Source organism: Gilliamella sp. (assembly GCF_024104075.1).
Lineage (GTDB): Bacteria > Pseudomonadota > Gammaproteobacteria > Enterobacterales > Orbaceae > Gilliamella > Gilliamella bombi.
Genome location: NZ_JAGGHR010000035.1, coordinates 1 through 22,777 on the forward strand (window position 1 = coordinate 1; position 22,777 = coordinate 22,777).

Here is a 22,777-nt window from a genome sequence, read left to right on the forward strand (position 1 = left end):
TATTAAATAACTATTAACAAATAACAAAAGCGCTTTTATTAAAAAGCCAAATTCAACGTAATAAAAAAATAACTAGCCTATAAGTGTTTGATTTTATTTAAAAATGCAAATAAAAACTTCAATAAAATCAATAGTCTACCTGAACGTTTTTAGAGCAAAAACACGCTTATAGCACCACAATGTTAATCAGCCTGCCTTATCACAGCATCAAAATATGCCGATAACGAAGTAAAGTTAGTACGCTAAACTAGGTTGTTGGGTGTGTTTGTGTTTTAGATGTTATCTGCAATATTAATTATTCCGCAAAAATCAAAAAGTCCTAAAGCTAATACCCTATTTTAATTATAAAATTCACCTATCTCTAAAGCTGAACCGTTTTTCGGCTATCTTGCTAAATATTAGAGTAATTATTGGATCATTTAATAGTTTACGTTGATAATAGTAAGCATAACAGCTTAATTTTACAATAGCACATCACGGCAATTGATTTTTTGTTAACAGCTTTATTTAATCATCCCAAAGCATAATTGCATGATCTTCAGTTAATATTAACGGCGGAGCAAAAAGATACTCTTTGACTTTAGCTGGTAAAACCTGCATGTCATTAAAGTTAAATTGTAACTCAGGATAAACATTAGCGATTTCTTTTATACGGGTATCAAGTAATTCCTTTATTTTATTCGATTCTTTTGTAATAGCTATTTCGTCTTTTAACATGCCAATTTGTTTTTTATGGTGCTCTGACTCAAATATTTCATGAAAAACAAAAGAAAATCCCTTTTTGTTATTGGTTCTGTCACAATCGGGGCATTCTCTATATTCAGGATGATGCAATTTAAGTTCTTTAACACGCAAAGCAATAATTTCGTCGATATGATCGGTATAATAATTTAATGTAGGATCTAAATAAGCCAGCGTTCTGTGTTCAGGTATTGCGCTATTACTATGCACTAAGGTAAATAAAGGTTTTTTTAATATCTTCATTTTTGTAACTTCCTTTTAATTAAAATAAAAAGATAACAAGACCTTAATAAATAAAAGAGGCTGTTAATTTTATGTAAAAATGTTTTTGGTTGACATAATACTTAAATATAAAAAACAACAAAAATTAAAATAAATCATTATGTTATAATAAATATTTAAATTAATGAATTTAAGTTTCAAAGCATAGGTACTTAAAATAATAAAATACTATTAAGAACAACTGCTATCAGAAAATGAAAAGTCTTATTTACTTACAAACCTTACTTAAAGGTTAATTACGGTATATTATCAATACAGTAAAACATTATTACTTAATAGTAAAAACTTAATAAGCGAATGACTACCTATTTAAAAATAATCACTTTTTTAAGACAGATTTAATTTTGGAAAGTTCAATAATATCGCTAATTTTATCTTTTAGTTAAAGATCTTACGTCTAATTTTATAGACAAATACATAACGAAGTAGATCAATATATCACAATAAGTTTTAATATATTTAACTATTAAAGCTATCTAAAATAGTGTAGAGCACGGAATGATTTATTTTTTAGTAAAAAACTAGCAATATTGGTCAAATTATAAGACGATCATAATTATGGTGATGATTGTTGGGTTTTCAATGCCTTTGGATATTACAAATAATCAACCTAATATATAGGATTTCCTTACGCTGTTTACAGGAATTGAAACAAATACGGCGATTAACATACTTTTTATTGCAGTAGTTTTAATTGATATACGGCATAATCAGCAAATAGTTAGTGATACAACAGATACAAACAAAATTTTAAGTGATTTGCTCACTTTTATAATAATAAAGTTAAACAACATAAGGCGATTTTAAATAAAACACCTTATGAGTTTTTAGAGAATTATTTTAACTGTGAAATATAAACAAATTGGTGTTTTCCTACATTTTAAGGCGAAAATGTCAGATGAGCTAACTATTTTTAAAGTTTGCTCTTTTTGATATGTTTTAAATTAGGTAAAGCAATTGCCAGAAGAATAATACCCACTCCAATCCATTGATTAAAATGGACCGATTCGCGTAAATAAAAATATGAACAAGTGACCGCCACAGGCAATTCTGCTGCCGACAAAATGGCACTTAATGAAATTCCAATTCTTGGAATTCCTACCGAAAACAAAAAAGGTGGCAATACAGTACCTAGTAATGCTAATAAAAATCCTAATTGATAAAGTTTGTCGCTAATATCAAGTTTGAAGAAAAATAAAGGTGGAAATATCAAAAAAGTAACAATACATGCGCCGGTAATCATCCACGCACTTTTTTCAAGCTTAGGTAATTCGTTACCAATATTGCTGCTAGTACTAATAAAGAGTGAATACATCAGTGCTGCTAAAAAACCAAAAAAACAACCAGTCAAATTTAAACTAATATCTTGATTAAAAATACCTGCTGCTAAGCAGCTACCTAAAATAATTACAATAATCGCTGAAAGTTGAATAATACTAGGTTTGTTTTTGAAAAAAATAAAATCAATAAAGACGCTAATCCACAAATATTGCATTAATAAAATAATTGCAATTGATGCAGGCACTAGTTGTACGCATTGGTAATAACAAATACCGACTAATCCAGGAAATAGACCAACAGCGCAGACCTTCCATTTTTTTGTTAATTTTGTATTCTTTTCTGTTGGAGGTGTTAATCGTGTGTTTGTTGATGTAGATACTTTTGGGGATCGTATTATTTTGACAATAAAGTGAATAATCCATAACATTAACATTCCCAAAAAACATTGGATACCAGTGACTTCACCTAATTTATACCCGTCTTGATAAGCCGTCTTAACGATAGAAGATAGTACGCCAAAGCTACATGCACCTAATAAAACCAGTAAACCGCCTAAAAATTTATCTTTCATATCTAAATCTCGTAACAAAAAATAACATTGCCGATAATTTCGGCTAAAAAACACAATAAAAGACATTAGGGGAAGGATTATTAAATTCATTCCCCAGATGTCTTTTTAATAAGTTAAATCAATCAAATTACAATGATAATTAATATTTCAAAATCTATTAATCTCAACAGATAAGTGATTATGTAGCACACTTACTTTTAGTATGGTCATAATTAAATGAATAATAAAAAACAACACCTAACACAAGTGCATATGTAGCGAAAATTAGCCAAATTGTTTGCCAATCTTTAAGACCATCATGTGTACACATGTCAACAACATAACCACTTAAAATGGAGCCAAAATAAGCACCAATACCATTAACCATGGTCATAAATAGTCCTTGAGCGCTGGCTCGAATATTTGAGCTGACTTCTTTTTCAATGAAAATAGAGCCTGAAATATTAAAAAAGTCAAATGCACAGCCGTAAACGATCATTGAAAGCATTAATAGCACAAAACCAAAAGGTGTTGGATCACCAAATGCAAATAAACCAAATCGTAAAGTCCAAGCAATTAAGCTTATCATTATGACTTTTTTGATGCCAAATTTTTTGAGAAAAAATGGGATGGTTAAGATAAATGCGACTTCAGCCATTTGTGAAACCGATAATAAAATAGCAGGGTATTGTACAATTAAGCTATCTTTAAATTCTGAGACTTTACCAAAATCATGTAAGAAAGCGCCACCAAAAGTATTAGTGATTTGTAGTATCGCACCAAGTAACATAGCAAAAAGAAAAAAAACAGCCATAACGGGCTTTTTGAATAACACAAAAGCATCTAATCCCAAATAAGAAACCCAAGACTGTTTTTGACTTTTAGATACAGTAATATTTGGTAATGTTGCACTATAAACAACAAGTACAGCAGATGCTGCGCAGGCAACATAAAGCTGAGCATTACTCAACTCGAATTTGCATAAACTAATTGTCCACATTGCAATGATAAAACCGACAGTACCAAATACTCGTATTTTAGGGAAAACGGTTACCGAATCTAAGTTATGTTGAGCCAAACAGTGGTAGCTAATAGAATTAGATAATGCAATAGTTGGCATAAAAGCTAACGCATTGCCTAACATTACCCAAAATAAAATAGCTGAATTATTAACTGATGCAGCATAAAAAAGCGCAATGGCACAAACAGAATGACAAAGCATATATAGATATTTAGCCTGCAAAAATTTATCGGCAATAATACCAATAATAAATGGTGTAATTAATGCCGCTAAACCTTTGGTACTAAAAATCATCGATACTTCAACACCAGAAAAGTGTAAAGTATTAAATAGATAAGCACCAAAAGTGGCTAACCAGCTTCCCCAAATGAAATATTGGAAAAACATCATTATTTTTAATCTATTTTTTATGTTCATTGTTTATTCCTAAAATAAAGTGAACTTTTTATAGAAAATTACCAATAAAAAGTATTGGTTAGAAGCGTGCAATCGTTTTTGTTATTAGTTGTAAAAAAGTTGATTTAACGCGTTCTGCTGTCTCTATAACTTCTTCGTGTCCTAATGGTTGATCTAAAATTCCGCAAGCCATATTAGTTAAACACGAAATTCCAATGGTTTTAATGCCTGAATGGTGTGCGATAATTGCCTCGGGTACAGTTGACATGCCAACTGCATCGGCACCTAAAACACGAATCATTCTAATTTCGGCAGGTGTTTCATAAGTTGGACCTGTCCACCAAGCATAAACACCTTGTTGTAAGGTAATATTAAGTTCTTTGGCTACATCAATTACTGTTGAACGCAATTGCTTATTATAAACCTCACTTACATCTAAAAAGCGCACACCTAAATCAGGGTTATTTGGTCCAATAAGAGGATTGTTGGCAGTAAGATTAATGTGATCGGTGATCAACATTAAATCGCCTGGTTTAAAACTCGTATTGACTGCACCACATGCATTAGTGATAATTAATTTTTCAACACCAAGCATCTTCATCACACGAACAGGGAAAGTAACTTGATCTAACGAAAAACCTTCGTAATAGTGAAAGCGCCCTTTCATTGCCACAACTGTTTTGTCTCCGCATTGGCCAATGACTAATTCATTTGCGTGGCCAACGGCTGCTGATTTGGCGAAATGTGGAATTGTGTCATAAGGAATATGAACAGCATCTTCAAGAGTGTCGGCAAAAGGTCCTAAACCTGAACCAAGAATAATCCCAATTGTTGGTTTTTTGTTTGTGTGTTTCTGAATAAAATTAACGGCTTGTTGAATATCTGAAGTCTGATGCATGATAGTATCCTTTCAAAAAAAATTAATGCTAAGCTAAAGTAAAATAGGTGAATATAATAAAACAGTGATAACCTATTGCTTAGTTTAATTGGGTAAAATCCCATAAAATAATTAAAAAACAAAATAATTTTTGTTTTCGGCATATATTATGATGATCTTCGTCTAATAAAGGAAGATGCGAATTGGTATATCTTAGAATGAATTAGAAAAATTTATTTTTTATTTTTATTATTCAATATATTAAATTTAGATTAATTTAATCACCAAAATGAATAATATAAAAGATTTTCTTAGATTAGACGATCATCGCCAGAATAGATCACGCCTTTATCGCCCCTAAAAAATCCTAACAAAGTTAAATGACATTGTTTAGCCAAATCGACAGCCATTGAAGTTGCTGCCGAAACCGCTAACAAAAATTCTACGCCACAATTGGCGGTTTTTTGTGCCATTTCATAGCTAGCACGACTTGATACTAATACCACACCGTGTTGATACTCAGGGTTATTTAACAATTTCATAGCTCTAAAGCCAAGTAGTTTATCTAATGCGACATGCCGGCCGATATCTTCAAACCCTGCCATAAATTGTCCTTTCAAATCTAGCCATACAGCTGCGTGCGTGCAACCAGTTTGTTTACCGACTTGTTGAACATGCGATAAATAGCTTAAGCTGTCACTAAAATCAGCTAAATCAATCTGACTTATTAATGGTAAAGTAGGAATATCTTGGTAGACTTGCTCTATCTGCTCAGTACCACAAATGCCGCATCCTGTTCGTCCAGCTAAATTACGTCGTTTTTCTTTTAGCTCGCTAAAGCGTCGTGACGAAAGTTCAATGTGTACTTCTATGCCTTTTGGGGTATCAATAACATCAATGCCATAAATATCATTAACCGAATGAATAATATTTTCCGTTAACGAAAAACCAATGGCAAAATAATCCAAATCTTTTGGTGTCGCCATCATCACTACATGTGAAATTCCGTTATAAATTAAAGCAACTGGCTTTTCGATAGCTAACATATCAGGTTGAAAATGTTGTAACTTACTGTTTTTAAATTTACGTACTGGAATTGATTTAACACCGATCGCCATTAATTGCCTCTTGCTAATTTGGTTATAATTAAGACTGCTATCAGCACAAGATCAGCCATTAATAATTCTAAAATGTTAACGCAGTGTAATATTTTATCAATAGATGGCGTGCTTAGCACTTAATAAGCAATATTATGATAAAATAGTTCACCATAAGCAATTGATAATTCATAAGCTAACTCTATGTCATTACAAGAAATTACACAGACTATCATGCAGTTTATTGAGCACCACCAAGTTTGGGCATTACCCATTATATTTTTATTGGCATTTGGTGAATCATTAGCGATTATCTCGCTTCTAGTGCCTGCAACGGCTATTTTATTAGGGGCAGGGGCTTTAATCGGTGGAGGAGCAATATCATTTGTGCCCGTATTAATTGCCGCTTCGGCAGGTGCTGTTTTTGGAGATTTACTGTCTTATTGGTTGGGTAAACACTATCATCAACAAGTTATTGCTTCATGGCCACTTAATAAGCACCCTAAATTAGTTTATCGTGCTGAGCAATTTTTTCAGCGTTATGGAACGTTAGGGGTATTTATAGGTCGATTTTTTGGACCACTACGAGCCATAGTCCCTTTAATTGCTGGCACAATGCATATGCCAACCACCAAATTTAACCTAGCAAACATTGCTTCAGCACCAGTTTGGGCTTTTGTATTGCTTGCGCCAGGAGCATTTGGTGTGCCTTGGTTAGAAACTCTTTTTGGTTAAAGCGTGCCGATGGTATAACTACGACGCCCACTCTTGCGTCCCAATGCTTCTAAATTGGTTTGCAATGGTGGGAATGGTAGCGTTAAATGATGTTTACGATAAGCTTCAAGTATCAATTTATGTATAGCACTTCGCAGTAACATTCGGTGTCCCATCTCGGCAGCAAAAACACGTAGTTCAAACAACTGAATACCTTCTTGGATATCCACCAAAAATACTTGAGGTTCAGGATCGTTAAGCACATATTCACATTCATCTGATGCTTGTTGTAAAAGTTTGATAACCAAATCACTATCAGCATCGATGGTAGCAGGAATAGTTAATACAATTCGAGTGATCGAATCAGACAATGACCAGTTCACCAATTGTTCGGTAATGAAAGCTTTATTGGGCATCACAATTTCTTTACGATCCCAATCGACAATGGTAATTGCACGGGTATTAATTTTTGTAATATTACCTGTCAAATCACGAATTGTCACCGTATCGCCAATACGTACTGGTTTTTCGAATAAAATGATTAAGCCAGAGATAAAATTAGCAAAGATCTCTTGTAAACCAAAACCTAGCCCCACACCTAATGCGGCAATTAACCATTGGATTTTAGACCAGTCGATACCAATAAACGAAAATGCAATCATACAGCCTATCATCAAAGTAATATATTTTGAAACTGTGGAAATAGCATACCCTGTTCCTGGTGATAAATCTAAATGTTGCAAAATGCCTAACTCCAACAAAGAGGGCAGATTTTTGACCAACTGAACGGTAATTGTCATCACTAAAATCGCAATACAAACTGCACCAAGGGTAATGTATTGTTCGATTTCAGTTCCATTTACAATGGCGCTGGTTCCCCAAAGTTTAATATTATTCATAAAGGCAAAGGCCGAATGCAATTCAGACCATAGCAAAATCATACTAATTAGCGCAATCATCATAATAATCGATCTGACTAAATGTAAGGATTGCGCACTGATGACATCTAAATCGATAACAGGTTCATCAACACTTTCGTTAAGTGAATTGAGATCATCTTCATGTGATTTGGCTCGTTGCATACGTTCTAATCGACGTTGCTTGGTTCGTTCAAATTCTATACGACGTTTTTGGATCCACATCCAACGGCGAATCATAAAATAAATAACTAACAAAGCAAACCAAATAATGACAGAGGCCTCAAGACGTCCTAATAGTACTTGAGCTGTCGAAAGATAACCTAAACAAGCTGCAATGATAGCTAGCCATGGTGCACTTAATAAAATAAACCACAAAATATGACTTAATAAATTATCACCAGCTCCTTTTTTATCAATATAAAGAGGAACACCAGCACGATGGATAGAATTAGTCATAAACACCAAAGCAAAGCAGAGCAAAATAAACGACGTTCGACCAATTGTGGCAGCAAATTGATGATTATTATATTGATCAAAACTCATTACTATCATCACTAGTGGAATTACCAGCCAAACTGAAAGTTGATAATATTTCATCGCTGAGCGTACGCTAAGTCCAGACCAACCAAAATGGGTAATAAACAGTCCATTAGTTGACGCAAAATGCGCTGAAATAATAAATACCCACAAAATTGGCGCAGCAGCATTCACACCATAACCCAAGGCAAATGCGACAGGATAATCTGAATTAATCTGTAAAGCATAACCAAACACTGCCCACAAAATAGGGATAGGTAATGCCATAATTAATGAAAATATAATTACTTTTAAGGTTAAAGAGTAACTATCTTGTGTAACTTTTCCTACACGGCTAGCTGATTTATTGAGAAAAATATTATATTTCGTGCGCATCTTAAAGTGTGCAAACACGAATAGCAACGACAAAATAATTAAAAATAACGGTTTTGGCGAACTAAGTACTTCAATGCTAGCTTTATAAAGTTGCGAAATGGTATCGACAGAAAAAATCACATACACAACATCTTTGGCTAAATCAATTGGATAACTCAATGATATTGGATTCACATCAGCTACCCAGAAAAAATATCTGTGTGCAGCATCGTTTACTTCGTCAATCGCATTGGTTAATTGCTTATTGGCAATTTTTAGTTTAGTCAATTCTAGAATGGTAGTATCAGTTCCCGAAATAAGAGTCTTAAGTAATTCGGTCTGTTCTCGAATTAAACGACGATATTGGGTTGCTTCTTTGATGCTATTAAGTGGGCTTGTTAAAGTTGGGTAATTGTCCAAAGATGTTAAAATATTACTATAATTAAGTTGTTGCGCTTTTGCCTCGGCGATTTCGGCATCAAGCGCTTGCGATTTGGGTTTTTCTGGCAAACGCAATAACTGTTGACGTAAGGTTTCGCCCAAAGCGGTCGAAAAACTCAACCATTCTCCTTGTTCATCAAGTGTTGCCAGTGTATTTTGAACATGTGAAATTTGTGTCGTGATATTGTTTTGCTCATTAACAATACTAGTTAGATGTGTTTTTTGTAACTCCATATTTTGTCTGAGTTCATCATTTTTATCACTTAACTGATGAACAACTAGCGAAAGATCATTTTCATCATTAATGACTGGTGTGGTTTCTTCGGCAAAAGTCAGTGAAGAAAACAACACAACAACAAAGCACACAACACCACGAATCCACATAAAGCTATATCCTGTCAGCTAATTTTTGACCCACGCGAGTAACATCACCAACTTTAAGGTGGTTATTAAACTCAATCGAATTTGAGGCAAACAGTGTAATTACTGTCGAACCTAACTTAAAGCAACCAATATCTTGTCCTTTAGTTAATTTTATCCCGTTGGTATAAGTCCAACGTTTCATTATTCCTTCTCGTGGAGGGGTAACAATACCTTCCCATTGTACTTCTATACTACCAACAATAGTTGCCCCAACTAAAATTTGCGCCATTGGACCTAATTCGGTTTCAAACAAACAAATCACACGTTCATTACGAGCAAAAATATTAGGTATACTTTCGGTTGTAGCTTTGCTAACTGAAAATAGCGAACCAGGCACATAAATCATCTCACGCAAAATACCATCGCAAGGCATATGAAAACGGTGATAATCTTTAGGAGATAAATAAGTGGTTGCATATAAACCATTTCTAAAAAAGTTGATCATATCAGGATGACAGGCAAGTAATGATTCTAAAGAATAAAAATGCCCTTTAGCTTGTAACAGCTGTGTATCAAGAATAGTACCAAACTGACTAATTACACCATCAGCAGGCATAACAACAGCACTATCGGTGGTATCAATTGGCCGTGCATCCTCATTTAATTCGCGAGCAAAAAAGTCATTAAAGGTTTTAAATTCTTTTACATCACTAATTTTTGCTTCGCTCAAATCCACTTTATACACTTTACAAAAAAGCATAATCATCCATGTTGTAACTTTACCTAACTGTTTTTTTGCCAACCAACCAAAAATAACGGTTAATAGCTGTTTAGGAAGAAGATACTGAATAATTGCTTTTAACTGATTTAACATAGATAACTCTCAAAATTATGTTATAAATAATACATTATACCAAGGTTTATAGACAAAGTGTAAAACCAACTTAAATCAATAATTTGTATAATTGATCATATACATATATAAATTTTGCCAATTCTGTTCAATAATGGCAATCGTTTAAAAACTTTTATCGTTATTGTTACTTAAACTGCGGTCATTACCAATAATTAAGGACTGTATTAATGGCATTTAGAAGCATTAAAGCTAGATTTAGAAAAATAAAGAACAACATTTTGCAGAAATATTATTCATTTAAATGCATAAAGACACTGGATTATTTACGCTTCATGGTCAAAACAATTTTCTAAGAACTCAGAAAACGCTTTCCTTCGAAAATTGCTTAAGCTTTTTTCTATTTTTTGAATCCTAAATATTTGCTGATCATATCTCATCTCTATTAAAGTTCGTATTACTCATTGAACTTTCTCATTCGTTTGTGAGCAGACTGGTCTCATGAATTTTTGATTGATACGATAATAGTTATTACACGTTTTGACAAATAGGTATTCACTTGAGCCTTGATATTCACGTCCGCTATCAGAATAAAGGTTTTAATGGTATAAGGGCATTAGGCTAATATGCACATTTTTTAGAACAGTACTGAGCTAAATAGGGATTTATTGGGAGTAAGTGTACACATAGAGCTCGCGAAAATAATCAATATTAACGAATAAATATTCTCGCGTATATTGTTTTGTTTTTTTTAATTAAAGGTAAATGTTTGGGGCCGACATGTAGCATTTTGCTAGGATTGGTATAGCGTTTAGCTTGTCTTAATAATTTATTTTTAATGAATTTTTATGATTTAATAAGACGTTTAATGCCATAGCTGATGGTTTTATAACGTCCATTCTTACTGGTTAAAGGGACGAAATGCTTCAATCGGGCTTTCTTAGTACGTTATAAATTATAGGACGACCGACCATAAAACGTTTAGCCAAATCAGTAACGGTTATTTTTTTATGATATAAGCGCCATATCTGTTGTCTGTGATAAGGTGTTAATTTTGTTTTTTTATGTATATCTATTACAGTATTTTCTTAAATTACTGTAGACAACACGAGTAAATCTTACATCTGATTTATTAAAATAATTAATTTGTTTTTTATTAATGAAAACATACTAGAAAGCACATCATACATTAGAGAACCCGATTGTCCTCTAAATATTGTAAATATGATTACCGAAATTCCAGCTGAAATAACCGCATATTCAACTACCGTTATGCCTTGCTTATTTTGAATAAATTTAGCTAGAAAAGTATTAACTAGAATATTCATTATGCATTCTTTCATCACTTTATCCTTTCATTTAATATTATTTGTATTTTTATGTAAATGAATTCCTTTTAATGTTTATTTTACAATTCTAACGACAAATAGAATAAAATTCAAGCAAATGGGTTTTATATAATCGATTATTTGTTAAATAGTATTCAATAACATCAGTTTGATAATTGATATGTTGCCTTTAAGTAAATTTTTTTAACTTTAGGAAGTACTTGTAAAGTTTACAGTAATCTAAACAACTCCAAAAAAATTGCGCTATATTACACAGTTATTTTAGTTTGTTAGTAGCCTAAATTAAAAGAGTAGAAAAAACACCAAATTATCAATGATAAACACTGGGATTAAAATACATACAGACCATTTCATGTAACTAAAAAAGCTTGGCATGTTAATTTTATTTTGAATTGCAATGCTTTTGACCATAAGGTTAGGTGCATTACCTATATAGCTAAGAGCTCCCATAAAAACTGAACCCATTGAAATAGCGAGTAAGGTTTTTTCTAATATATTCATTAAAATAGTGGCATCGCCCGAAGCTAGATTAAAGAAGACCAAATAAGTGGGGGCATTATCTAAGAATCCTGAAAGTAGACCTGATAGCCAAAAATACATGCTATTGATCGGTTGTCCTTGTTCATTTGTTACTAGTGATACTATTGGGGCTAATGCACCATGGCTACCTGCTCGTAAAATAGCAAGTACAGGGACGATAGTAATAAAAATCCCGATAAACAGCTTAGCAACTTCAATGATAGGCTCCCAATTAAATTCGTTACCGGCACGTACTTGTTTAGGGGTAATTAACATAGAAAATAGGGTAATCATGATAAAAATAGTATCACGAATTAAATTTTGTAAAGCAATATGTGTTCCTAAAACCGTAAAATTAACCGATGAATGCCAAATACCAGACATTAACACGCAGGCAATAATGATTGCCAATAAAAAGATATTGCTTACACCATAAACCTTAATAGCGCTAGCTTTTTTAGCAGAAGTTAATGTAAACGAATCACCATATTGGGTACGAAAGTAGTAGCAATCAATCTTATAATAAATTGCTAATAACAAAATTGAACTAAACAAAACTGGCAACAACATATGTTGAATTGTCCATCCAAAATTAACACCTTTTAAAAAGCCAATAAATAAAGGTGGATCGCCGAGTGGTGTTAATCCACCACCAATGTTCGCCACTAAAAAGATAAAAAAGACAATGGTATGTACGGCATAATTTCGCTGACGATTAGCTCTAATTACAGGTCGAATCATTAACATAGCTGCGCCAGTAGTGCCCATGAGTGAGGCTAACAGTGTACCTATTGCAAGCAAACCAACGTTTAGTTTGGGTGTGCTAAGCACATCGCTCTTAATTAAAATCCCTCCTGAAACGGTAAATAGTGCAAGCAATAACAAAATGAAAGGAATATATTCAGCTATAATTGCATGAGCAGTAAGATTGATGGTGGTTTGTAGACCAAAAGAATATAAGGCAAACAGTACAAACAGCATTGTCCAAAAAGTAATAATTTTGCCATAATGATAATGCCAAAGTCGCGACAGAAATAGCGGCATTAATGCAATAGAAAATAAAATCCCTACAAACGGAATCCCCCAACAAATTGATAAATCATCACCGCTAAAATCAGCAGCTAAAAGATCAAAAGGTATTAGTGTTAAAACAATAAAGGAACAGAGGGCTTTCATTAATTTTTGTATTTTCATTTTTAAAGAGCTCAAATTATAACAAAGTGTTTTAGTTTTATCGAATTTTAAGATTTTTAATAAGGATTGAGCAATAATATTGTAACGGGAATTTAATAATATAAAAACCACCACAAACAACACCACAGTTAGCTATAACCATCTGATTTAATTGGAAATTAAAATTTTAATAAAATCAATAGTCTACCTGAACAATTTTAGAGCAAGAAACACACTTATAGCACCACAATGTTAATAAATTTGCCCTATCAGAGCGCCAAAATATACCGATAACGAAGTAAAGCTAGAACACCAAACAAGGTTGTTGGCGGTGTTTGCGTTTTAGATGTTATCACCAATATTAATCATTCCACAAAAACTAAAAGCTCCTAAAACTAACACCATATTTTAATTAGAAAATTCACCTATTTTATAACTGAATCATTTCTATCTTTATGTTTATTTAAATTTATTTACATTTCTTTACAAAAAAATCCGCCAAAAAACTAGCCAACTATTTTTTAAATGGCTATACTTTAACCGCTACAGGAAAATAAGCTCATTAAATAAGCGAATAATTATAAAAAATAAAATAAAACAAATAATTACTTGACAGGTAAACCATAATGCATTATCATTTTAGACACCAGACACCAGACACCAGCACTGGCAAACCTATGTATTAAATTTATCAAATAATCCTATTCGACGAGTTTTTACACGAAGCTTATTTATATCTTCCAAATTATCTCTCTATGTTTTATCGAAATTGTCCCCAAAAAGCTTATTGGTGTTGGGACTGTTATTATTGTTATCTTCATGGAATTTACAGGCGAATAGCAAAAAATATCGAACAGGTAATCGTAGTGATGCAATAATAATACCGTCGCCAGTTATCAATTATGTAAGGCCAAATCTATATAATGGTAAGGGAAAATTTGCAGGCCCAGCTGACATATGGAATCCTGATAAGGGCTTTTTAGTACAATCAATTGATTTCGAATCAATTCATCCTGAATCATATAATCAAAATTTCCCGACCACTGGTCTGGATGGTTTATATTTTGATTTGCTCATAACAGGAATAGAACCAGAAAAATTGACATGGGAACCCGTTACTTTGGGGGGAATTACTGCAACAGTGACAAATGTTGTAGCTGAGGATTGGTGGATTCCTTATGAAGATAGGGGAGTTGTAGCCCGTGTTAAGTTAACAGGTCCAGAGGCAAGAACTCAAAGGAATAATCCTAAACCTAGTCAAATAGCTAAGCCAAGGTTACCACAGACGTTTGAGTTAGTGGGTAGAGATAGAGATGGTGTAGAGGTAGTAAAATATGGATTTGAGTTGAGGCAGTGGTTCGTCTATCGAGATAATCTAAATGGATATCCACATCATAGTGACCAGTTAGCATGGTGTAATGGTTTGGGGTATCGCATGTCGAGGGTAAGGGATTTAAGTAATGCGAAGTGTGGTATTAATTGGCCGTTCTGTTCAAATGGCATAGACGACTCTAGCTCATCAGGTAATTATTACCAGCGTCGAATTGGCGGTGGATTTTTCGCAGAGTGGGGCGAACCGCACAGTTACTTTGGTGGTAAGGACTTCAACAGCCCCTACGCTGTATGCTGGACGAGTGACAAGGCAGGTAGCACCACCCCGTTTCATGTTTCGCTCGATGGCCGAGTCTACAGCAGTGGTGAGTACCTCCCCTTCAATGCTATTTGCACCACACCTTAGTATTTATTTTTTAATACTTAGGGCGCTAAGCAGGCAAAGCTTGTGAACCTAGCGCTTTAATGACTGAAAGTAAAAACAATGCTCCGACTGATACAATTTTCAAGCTTGCGCTTTTGCTATCAACTGGCTGTTATTAACAAATTATTATTAAATAGCTATTATCAAATAACAAAAGCGCTTTTATTAAAAAGCCAAATTCAACGTAATAAAAAATTAGTCTATAATTGTTTGATTTTATTTAAAAAATAAAATAAAAACTTCAATAAAATCAATAGCCTACCTAAACGTTTTTAGAGTAAAAAACAACGCTACACCGTAGTCATTTTGATTAATTGATTTGTTCGGTTTTCGCATATTGCTGTTAAGTCGTTATAATAGCGGTTATTTGATTTTGGATAAAATAGGACAACCGTGCAAACGCCATTAAAAAAGCCCCAATTACATTGCAGAAACAAACACCGGAATGGCTATGATTTTGCAAAGCTCATTAAAATACTGCCTGAGCTGTCTCGATATGTAAATCAGAATTCCTATGGCAATTTATCGATCGATTTTGCCGATCCTATGGCTGTTAAACTGTTAAATAAAGCCTTGTTATTGAATGATTATCAAATGAATTATTGGGATATCCCAGACGGTTTTTTATGCCCGCCCATTCCTGGTCGATCTGATTATATTCACTATTTGGCTGATTTATTAGCTCAAGACAACCAAAATAGCATTCCAACAGGTAAACAAATTCGGGTTTTAGATATCGGCGTTGGGGCTAATGTGATTTACCCTATTATTGGTTGTGCCGAATATGGTTGGTCATTTGTAGGGAGTGATATTAATCCAGTTGCGATCAAAGTTGCTTTGCTTATTACACAAGCCAATAGGTTATTAAAAAACACTTTGCAGTGTCGATTACAAAAAGACAGTGGATCGATTTTTAAGCATATTATTAAGCCCAATGAATTTTATGCTTTAACCCTGTGCAATCCGCCTTTTCATGCTTCAGCAGAAGATGCATTGGCAAGTACGCAAACCAAATTAAAGAAGTTAGGTAAGCTAACAAATTCCACTCAAAAAACTGTGCTTAATTTTGGTGGACAACATGCCGAGCTTTGGTGTCAAGGAGGTGAAAGTGCTTTTATTAGTAATATGATTAATGAAAGTACTCAATATAAAACTCAATGCCTGTGGTTTACTTCATTAGTTTCAAAAAAAGAGACCTTGTCAATAATTAACAAAAAATTAAAACAAGCTGCTGTTGTTGAAAGCCGTATTATTCCCATGGCGCAAGGGCAAAAAGTGAGTAGGTTTGTAGCGTGGACTTTTTTTAATCAAAATGAACGCCAACAACTTTTGTCAAAAAATTCCCAAAAAACGCAGGGTTAAACATTATAAATAAATTACCTTTATTGACCTTTTTGTTGTAAAAGGTCGTTTAAGTGTGTTTTGTTCATCTGCAATAAAAATACCGATAGCTTATTGTTTTGCTTTTGGTTAAGATGGTGATTATTTAATCGCCTCTATTAACCCATCTCAATTTTCAATAACCATAGGAAATACCGATATGAAAAGTAATCAAACAGCTAAGTTCATTGAGCAGCTACAAGGTATTGTTGGACATAAATATACTTTAACCAATCCAGCACGAACATTACCGTATCGTCAAGGTATTCGCTTTGGCGAAGGTGATGCATTGGCAGTTGTTTTGCCAGGGACATTAGTTGAACAGTGGCAGGTGTTAAAGGCATGTGTTGAAGCGGATGTGATTGTCATCACACAATCCGCAAATACTGGATTAACTGGTGGATCAACGCCTGATGGTAATGATTATGATCGTTCTGTTGTTATTGTTAGCACTCGTCGCTTGGATGGTATCAAAGTGATAGAAAATGGTGAACAAGTTGTCTGCTTACCAGGTAGTACACTTTTTCGTCTAGAAAAGGAATTAAAAAAATATCATCGAGGTCCGCATTCGGTTATAGGTTCATCTTGCATTGGTGCTTCTGTGATGGGTGGGGTATGTAATAATTCGGGTGGAGCACTGATTCAGCGTGGGCCTGCTTATACTCAAATGGCGGTGTTTGCTCAATTAGATGCGCAAGGGCAATTGCGTTTAGTTAATCATTTAGGTATAGAATTGGGTGATGAACCAGAAACAATTTTACAGAATCTTCAAAATCATACTTATACTGATAAGGATATTAAACGTGATGCTGGTTTAGGTCATGATCACCATTATTGTGAGCATGTTCGTGAAGTAGATGCCGATACGCCTGCTAGATTTAATGCTGATCCTGCTCGTCATTATGAAGCATCAGGTAGTGCTGGGCGTTTGATGGTTTTTGCTGTGCGACTTGATACTTTCCCTTTAGAAAAAAAATCAGCCGTATTTTATATAGGTACAAATGATATCAATGAATTAAATGGTATTCGTCGCCATATTTTAGGCCAATTTAAAACGTTGCCAGTGTCGGGCGAGTATATACACCGTGTGGCGTTTGATATTGCCGCGGTTTATGGAAAACCGACCTTTTTGGCCATTAAAAAGCTAGGTACAGATATGATGCCGCGCATGTTTGTGTTTAAGAACTTTGTTGATCGTGTTACGGCAAAAATCCCATTCTTCCCTAAAAACTTTTCGGATCGGTTTTCTATCTTTGCCTGCAAATTTTTACCTAATCATTTACCCAAGTCATTGCGTGATTATCGTGATCGTTATGAACATCATCTTATTTTAAAAATGGCAGATGATGGGATTGCAGAAGCCGAGGCTTTTTTAAAAAACTATTTTCAAAATAAAAATGGTAATTATTTTTTATGTAACGAAAAAGAAGCTGAAGCCGCAATGTTACACCGTTTTGCAGCTGCGGGTGCTGCAACGGCTTATCGTAATGTACATAGCAAAACAGTGGAAAACATTGTTGCATTAGATATCGCACTACGACGTAATGATACCGATTGGTTTGAAACGCTGCCAGAAAACATTGATCAAAACTTTATTTATAAAATGTATTATGGGCATTTTTTCTGTTATGTATTTCATCAAGATTATATAGCTAAAAAAGGGGTAGATTGTGATAAAGTTAAGGAGGAGATTTTAGCATTGCTTGATCAGCGTGGTGCGCAATATCCAGCTGAGCACAATGTGGGGCATTTGTATCATGCCAATGAGGATTTGAAAAAATTCTATCAAGAGCTTGATCCTACAAACAGTCTTAATCCGGGCATAGGTAAAACATCTAAGAAGAAAAATTGGGCTTAATTTTTTAAATTCTAGATGCTATTCATAATTAAAACTAACCGCTAGAAATCACATCTAGCGGTTTTTTCAGAATAATATCACAATAAAACAATTAGTGATTATTTAAATCACACCAACTTTTTTAATTGATATAAAATTTCTAATGCTTGTTTTGGTGTTAAAGCATCAGGATCAATCTGTTTTAACGCTTCTTCAACTTCCGAAGGTTCAGGTTCGTTGATAAAAGAAAGTTGAGATTGAGCAACGCCACTGTTAGCCGTTTGTTTTGAAATAATTTCGAGCTCTTTTAATTTTTGTTTAGCTCGCTTTAATACTGCCTTAGGAACACCGGCAAGTCCAGCAACAGCAATACCAAAACTTTTACTCGCTGCGCCTTCAGATACTTCGTGGATAAAAGCAACGGTATTATCGTGTTCAATGGCATCAAAGTGGATATTATAAACACCTTGCATATGTTCGGGTAATTGGGTTAATTCAAAGTAATGAGTGGCAAAAAGCGTCATTGATTTGATTTCATTCGCTAAATTTTCGGCACAAGCCCAAGCTAATGAAAGCCCATCATATGTTGAAGTTCCTCGACCAATTTCATCCATTAATACTAAACTTTGTTGAGTTGCATTGTGCATAATGTTAGCCGTTTCGGTCATTTCGACCATAAAAGTGGAGCGACCAGATGCCAAATCATCAGAAGCGCCAATACGTGTAAAAATGCGATCAACAGGTCCAATGACTGCTTTTGATGCAGGGACAAAACTACCAATATAAGACAGTAATACAATTAAAGCAGTTTGACGCATATACGTACTTTTACCGCCCATGTTTGGGCCCGTAATAATTAACATACGTCTGCTTGGTAATAATGAGAGTGAGTTTGCAATAAATGGTGTTTGTAAAACTTGCTCAATCACCACATGTCGGCCATCTTTAATTTCTATTCCTGAGTCGGTTGATAGTGTTGGTTTTTGATAGTTAAGGGTTAGTGCTCGTTCCGCCAAGTTGGTAAGCACATCAAGTTCGGCAATGGCCTCAGCACTGATTTGCATAGTGGCTAGATCTGGCATTAAGAGATCAAATAGCTGTTCGTAAAGTTGCTTTTCGAGTGCTAATGCTCGTCCTTTAGAAGTTAGCACTTTATCTTCGTACTCTTTGAGTTCAGGGATAATATAACGTTCTACATTTTTCAATGTTTGGCGACGAGTATAATGAATCGGTGCAAGGTGGCTTTGTCCACGACTAATTTGGATGTAATAACCATGCACGGCATTAAACCCAACTTTTAATGTATCAATGCCAAGTGTTTCACGTTCTCGGATTTCTAACTGTTCTAAATAATTGGTTGCACCATCCGCTAAACTTCGTAGTTCGTCTAGTTCTGCATTATATCCAGTAGCAATAACCCCACCATCACGAATAATTACCGGCGGTGTTTCAACAATAGCCTGATTCAATATTTCGGTTATATGGTCAAATTGATTTATTTTTTTATGCAAGCTAATTAACGCAGGTGAAGTAAGACCACTTAATAGTGTTTGTAATTGTGGTAATAAATTATAACCATCACGTAAACGAGCAAAATCACGAGGTCGAGCCGTATGTAATGCAAGTCTTGCTAAAATACGTTCCAAATCACCAATTTGTTTTAATAATGGATTAACTTCATCAATATAATTTTGTAATTCGCCAATAGCTTGTTGTCGATTTTGTAATATAGTCAAATTACGAATTGGTGAATGCAACCAACGTTTAAGCATACGGCTACCCATTGGTGTTTGAGTTTTATCAAGTATTTCAGCTACAGTATTTTGAGTTCCACCAGATAGGTTTTCGGTGATTTCTAGATTACGACGTGTTGCGGCATCTAACACGACAAAATCATAAGCCGACTGTTTGATAATTGAACGTATATGAGGTAGAGCTGTGCGTTGAGTATCTTTTACATATTGTAACAAACAGCCAGCTGCACAAAGTGCATAATTACACTCTTCCACACCAAATCCAATTAAATCATTAGTGCCAAATTGTAGATTAAGCTGTTGTTTTGCTGTTTCAAGATCAAAGTCCCATTGTGGACGACGGCGCAATCCAGAGTTATTTTCAATTAATGGCATAGATTGAAATTCTTCCGGATATAGCAATTCGACAGGACTTGTACGTTGTAATTCGGCTTGCATTTCCTCGAAATTGTCACATTCAAAAATATAAAATCGTCCTGAACTGATATCGAGTGTGGCATAGCCGTAATAATTTTTATATTGCCAAATTGATGCCAGTAAATTGTCTTTGCGATCTTCTAATAATAGCTCATCACTTACCGTACCAGGAGTTACAATACGGACAATTTTTCGTTCTACTGGTCCTTTACTAGTAGCTGGATCGCCAATCTGTTCACAAATAGCAACAGATTCCCCTAGTGCGATTAACTTTGCTAAATAACTTTCAACCGCATGATAAGGCACCCCCGCCATAGGAATCGGTTCACCATTTGACGAACCACGCTTTGTGAGCGAAATATCTAAAAGTTGCGAGGCACGCTTGGCATCATCATAAAACATCTCATAAAAATCACCCATACGATAAAACAATAAAATATCAGGGTTTTCAGATTTAAGTTTTAAATACTGCTGCATCATTGGGGTGTGGTTGGCTAAATTGTCTTTATTAGTCATGGTGGTTTTCTTTTTTTATCTTTCAACGTAATAAGTAAATTCATTAGTCTAACAAAGAACCATTAAGATGCATAAATTCGTACTGGTTCTTATTTTTAGTTTAATCATAAATTATGATAAATGTAAGTTGTATAATGTAATCATCTATATAATAATTCTATTATAACTGATTATTGGTTTATTACAGAGGCTATTTGGGGCTTAATGTAAAATGGATATGTTTGCATTTAATTAAAGAATTGGACTCATTACGAGCCCATTATTCTAAATTATGTACTTTTTATGTGGTTTGGTTATTCAACAATATTGAATATAAAAAAGTTTTTATCCTTATATTGCCATATAAATTTTTACATCATTTTTGTACTAATAACCAGATATTTATAATTCGATTTTTTTATGATTAGTTAAGACTTTTAAATTAATAAAATGGGCAAAAGTAACCAATGGATCGTTATTATCAATTTTATTCAGTAAATTATCAAAAATATTTCGCTTTTTTCCTAATCTATTGGTCAATGATTGTAGTACAAGCAATTTTTTTTACTTGTTTGTGTAGTTATACAAATAGTTTCTCTCAGTCTCTTTTTCCTTTGTTCTTACCTTTTTTATTTGCAGCGTTGATTGGTATAATGTATCAAGCTATAGCAGAAAATTTTTTAGATGAACATTTGGAAATATTTTATGATAATGAAAAGATAACATTTATATCATCTAAATTGGGAAAAAAAGAATTTTTATTTTCTCAAATAAAATTTTTTGCTATTTATCGAAACAAAGGTGCTTTTGCTTCTATTAGTTTTTCTATAGATATTCAAGAAGATGGAAGCGGACCAATAAAAAAAATACGTTATATTAATCATAAATTCTTTTATCACGATGACGAGAGAAAACAAAGTTATGACATTGTACATAGCTTTATGTATGGAATAGGCTGTGATATTTTACTATGGCAATATGATTTAATTAAAGATGAACATTATTCTAATCGTCGTAAAGGAACATATCGTTTAACAAAAATTTATAAACGTAAATAATTACTATAAATTGTAGGATTTACTAGCGTTGTTTACAGTAATTTGAGAAACTACTGTAATGAATATACATAAAAAACAAAACTAACTAGAAAATATTTATTTGTCGGTATTGATGATTTTTCACGTGAGCTTTATGCCAGTATTTACCCAGATAAATTTCAATTTAGCTTGGCACAGTTTTTACAAAACGATGTGTTAGCCCAATGTCCTTATACTACTACATGTATTTATTCTGATAATGGACGTAAATATCAAGGCACCAGCGAACACCTATTTGCTAAAACGTGTAATAACAACCGTATTAATCAAAAATTCACCAAACCCGCCTGCCCACAAACGAATGGGAAAGCCGAAAGAGTGATACGAACTTTGAATTGAAATATGGCATAATCAGCATATATTTAGCGATTCAAAAGATATGTAACTATCCCCTAAAATAGTACAGCAAAAAAGTAGAAAATTCTCTATGATAAAAGAAAAGGGGATTTAATTATGAAAAAAATGACTGAACATCAAATTGTCGCTATTTTAAAAGAAGCTGAAGCGGGTATTCCGGTTAAAGAACTGTGCCGTAAATATGGCATGGGTAATTCAACTTTCTATAAATGGCGA

15 protein-coding genes and 2 pseudogenes are annotated in these 22,777 nt (G+C 33.7%); 7 read left to right on the plus strand and 10 right to left on the minus strand.

Translation table 11 applies throughout. The annotated features are described in order from the left end of the window. Positions 1-507: 507 nt before the first annotated feature. The 5 genes from J6569_RS09315 to fdhD form a co-directional block, all read right to left on the minus strand. Positions 508-984, minus strand: a complete 477-nt coding sequence (locus tag J6569_RS09315) for a hypothetical protein (protein ID WP_065608999.1) — start codon at positions 982-984, stop codon at positions 508-510. A 952-nt stretch (positions 985-1,936) separates the two neighbouring features. Continuing rightward, the gene (locus J6569_RS09320; RefSeq protein WP_296318312.1) at positions 1,937-2,875 is read right to left on the minus strand and encodes a DMT family transporter; all 939 of its coding nucleotides are present in this window, start codon (positions 2,873-2,875) and stop codon (positions 1,937-1,939) included. A 178-nt stretch (positions 2,876-3,053) separates the two neighbouring features. Further along, a complete protein-coding gene (locus J6569_RS09325) occupies positions 3,054-4,292 on the minus strand; it encodes a nucleoside permease (protein ID WP_296318313.1) in 1,239 nt (412 codons plus the stop codon). Between the two features lie 58 nt (positions 4,293-4,350). Next, the gene (locus J6569_RS09330; protein ID WP_065560695.1) at positions 4,351-5,169 is read right to left on the minus strand and encodes a purine-nucleoside phosphorylase; all 819 of its coding nucleotides are present in this window, start codon (positions 5,167-5,169) and stop codon (positions 4,351-4,353) included. A gap of 290 nt (positions 5,170-5,459) precedes the next feature. After that, positions 5,460-6,266 (minus strand): formate dehydrogenase accessory sulfurtransferase FdhD, encoded by an 807-nt coding sequence (gene fdhD / locus J6569_RS09335; protein ID WP_296318314.1) that lies wholly within the window; start codon positions 6,264-6,266, stop codon positions 5,460-5,462. A 183-nt stretch (positions 6,267-6,449) separates the two neighbouring features. On the opposite strand from fdhD, the gene J6569_RS09340 reads away from it, so the two are divergent. Then, a complete protein-coding gene (locus tag J6569_RS09340) occupies positions 6,450-6,980 on the plus strand; it encodes a DedA family protein (protein WP_065589330.1) in 531 nt (176 codons plus the stop codon). Here J6569_RS09340 and mscM read toward each other — a convergent pair. The 4 genes and pseudogenes from mscM to J6569_RS09360 all read right to left on the minus strand — a co-directional run bounded on the left by mscM (position 6,977) and on the right by J6569_RS09360 (position 13,471). Next, the gene (gene mscM / locus J6569_RS09345) at positions 6,977-9,595 is read right to left on the minus strand and encodes a miniconductance mechanosensitive channel MscM (RefSeq protein WP_065589329.1); all 2,619 of its coding nucleotides are present in this window, start codon (positions 9,593-9,595) and stop codon (positions 6,977-6,979) included. The two genes, J6569_RS09340 and mscM, sit on opposite strands and share 4 nt — an antisense overlap. 16 nt (positions 9,596-9,611) lie before the next feature. Next, a pseudogene (gene asd / locus J6569_RS09350) lies at positions 9,612-10,448 on the minus strand (archaetidylserine decarboxylase); the annotation flags it as partial. 1,097 nt (positions 10,449-11,545) lie between these two features. Further along, positions 11,546-11,770, minus strand: a complete 225-nt coding sequence (locus tag J6569_RS09355) for a Flp family type IVb pilin (protein WP_296301277.1) — start codon at positions 11,768-11,770, stop codon at positions 11,546-11,548. A 288-nt stretch (positions 11,771-12,058) separates the two neighbouring features. Next, positions 12,059-13,471 carry a sodium:proton antiporter gene (locus J6569_RS09360; protein WP_174799504.1) on the minus strand — a complete coding sequence of 471 codons (1,413 nt, stop codon included), beginning with the start codon at positions 13,469-13,471 and terminating at the stop codon, positions 12,059-12,061. Between the two features lie 787 nt (positions 13,472-14,258). Here J6569_RS09360 and J6569_RS09365 point away from each other — a divergent pair. From J6569_RS09365 to dld, 3 genes are all read left to right on the plus strand, one after another. Then, the gene (locus J6569_RS09365; RefSeq protein WP_296318315.1) at positions 14,259-15,206 is read left to right on the plus strand and encodes a hypothetical protein; all 948 of its coding nucleotides are present in this window, start codon (positions 14,259-14,261) and stop codon (positions 15,204-15,206) included. A 411-nt stretch (positions 15,207-15,617) separates the two neighbouring features. Next, positions 15,618-16,586 carry a 23S rRNA (adenine(1618)-N(6))-methyltransferase RlmF gene (rlmF, locus tag J6569_RS09370; protein ID WP_296318316.1) on the plus strand — a complete coding sequence of 323 codons (969 nt, stop codon included), beginning with the start codon at positions 15,618-15,620 and terminating at the stop codon, positions 16,584-16,586. A gap of 178 nt (positions 16,587-16,764) precedes the next feature. Continuing rightward, the gene (gene dld, locus J6569_RS09375; protein WP_296318317.1) at positions 16,765-18,462 is read left to right on the plus strand and encodes a D-lactate dehydrogenase; all 1,698 of its coding nucleotides are present in this window, start codon (positions 16,765-16,767) and stop codon (positions 18,460-18,462) included. Positions 18,463-18,569: 107 nt separating this feature from the next. On the opposite strand, the gene mutS is transcribed toward dld, so the two are convergent. After that, entirely contained in the window at positions 18,570-21,128 is a 2,559-nt protein-coding gene (mutS, locus tag J6569_RS09380) for a DNA mismatch repair protein MutS (protein WP_296318318.1), read from the minus strand. Between the two features lie 446 nt (positions 21,129-21,574). Between mutS and J6569_RS09385 the strand changes: the two genes are divergently transcribed. The 3 genes and pseudogenes from J6569_RS09385 to J6569_RS09395 all read left to right on the plus strand — a co-directional run. Beyond that, on the plus strand, positions 21,575-22,165 hold the full coding sequence (locus J6569_RS09385) for a hypothetical protein (RefSeq protein WP_296318319.1): 591 nt from the start codon (positions 21,575-21,577) through the stop codon (positions 22,163-22,165). Positions 22,166-22,306: 141 nt separating this feature from the next. Beyond that, positions 22,307-22,534 (plus strand): annotated as a pseudogene (locus J6569_RS09390) (IS481 family transposase); the annotation flags it as partial. 123 nt (positions 22,535-22,657) lie between these two features. Next, positions 22,658-22,777: transposase (locus J6569_RS09395; protein ID WP_176700380.1), on the plus strand; the 120-nt coding region annotated here is incomplete at its 3' end.

Bases quoted from the DNA above. Each gene is read 5' to 3' on its own strand.
- J6569_RS09355 (WP_296301277.1), bottom strand. From the start codon at position 11,770: ATGAAAGAATGCATAATGAATATTCTAGTTAATACTTTTCTAGCTAAA.
- J6569_RS09315 (WP_065608999.1), bottom strand. From the start codon at position 984: ATGAAGATATTAAAAAAACCTTTATTTACCTTAGTGCATAGTAATAGC.
- mscM (WP_065589329.1), bottom strand. From the start codon at position 9,595: ATGTGGATTCGTGGTGTTGTGTGCTTTGTTGTTGTGTTGTTTTCTTCA.
- J6569_RS09330 (WP_065560695.1), bottom strand. From the start codon at position 5,169: ATGCATCAGACTTCAGATATTCAACAAGCCGTTAATTTTATTCAGAAA.
- J6569_RS09325 (WP_296318313.1), bottom strand. From the start codon at position 4,292: ATGAACATAAAAAATAGATTAAAAATAATGATGTTTTTCCAATATTTC.
- J6569_RS09320 (WP_296318312.1), bottom strand. From the start codon at position 2,875: ATGAAAGATAAATTTTTAGGCGGTTTACTGGTTTTATTAGGTGCATGT.
- dld (WP_296318317.1), top strand. From the start codon at position 16,765: ATGAAAAGTAATCAAACAGCTAAGTTCATTGAGCAGCTACAAGGTATT.
- J6569_RS09385 (WP_296318319.1), top strand. From the start codon at position 21,575: ATGGATCGTTATTATCAATTTTATTCAGTAAATTATCAAAAATATTTC.
- J6569_RS09360 (WP_174799504.1), bottom strand. From the start codon at position 13,471: ATGAAAGCCCTCTGTTCCTTTATTGTTTTAACACTAATACCTTTTGAT.
- mutS (WP_296318318.1), bottom strand. From the start codon at position 21,128: ATGACTAATAAAGACAATTTAGCCAACCACACCCCAATGATGCAGCAG.
- fdhD (WP_296318314.1), bottom strand. From the start codon at position 6,266: ATGGCGATCGGTGTTAAATCAATTCCAGTACGTAAATTTAAAAACAGT.
- J6569_RS09340 (WP_065589330.1), top strand. From the start codon at position 6,450: ATGTCATTACAAGAAATTACACAGACTATCATGCAGTTTATTGAGCAC.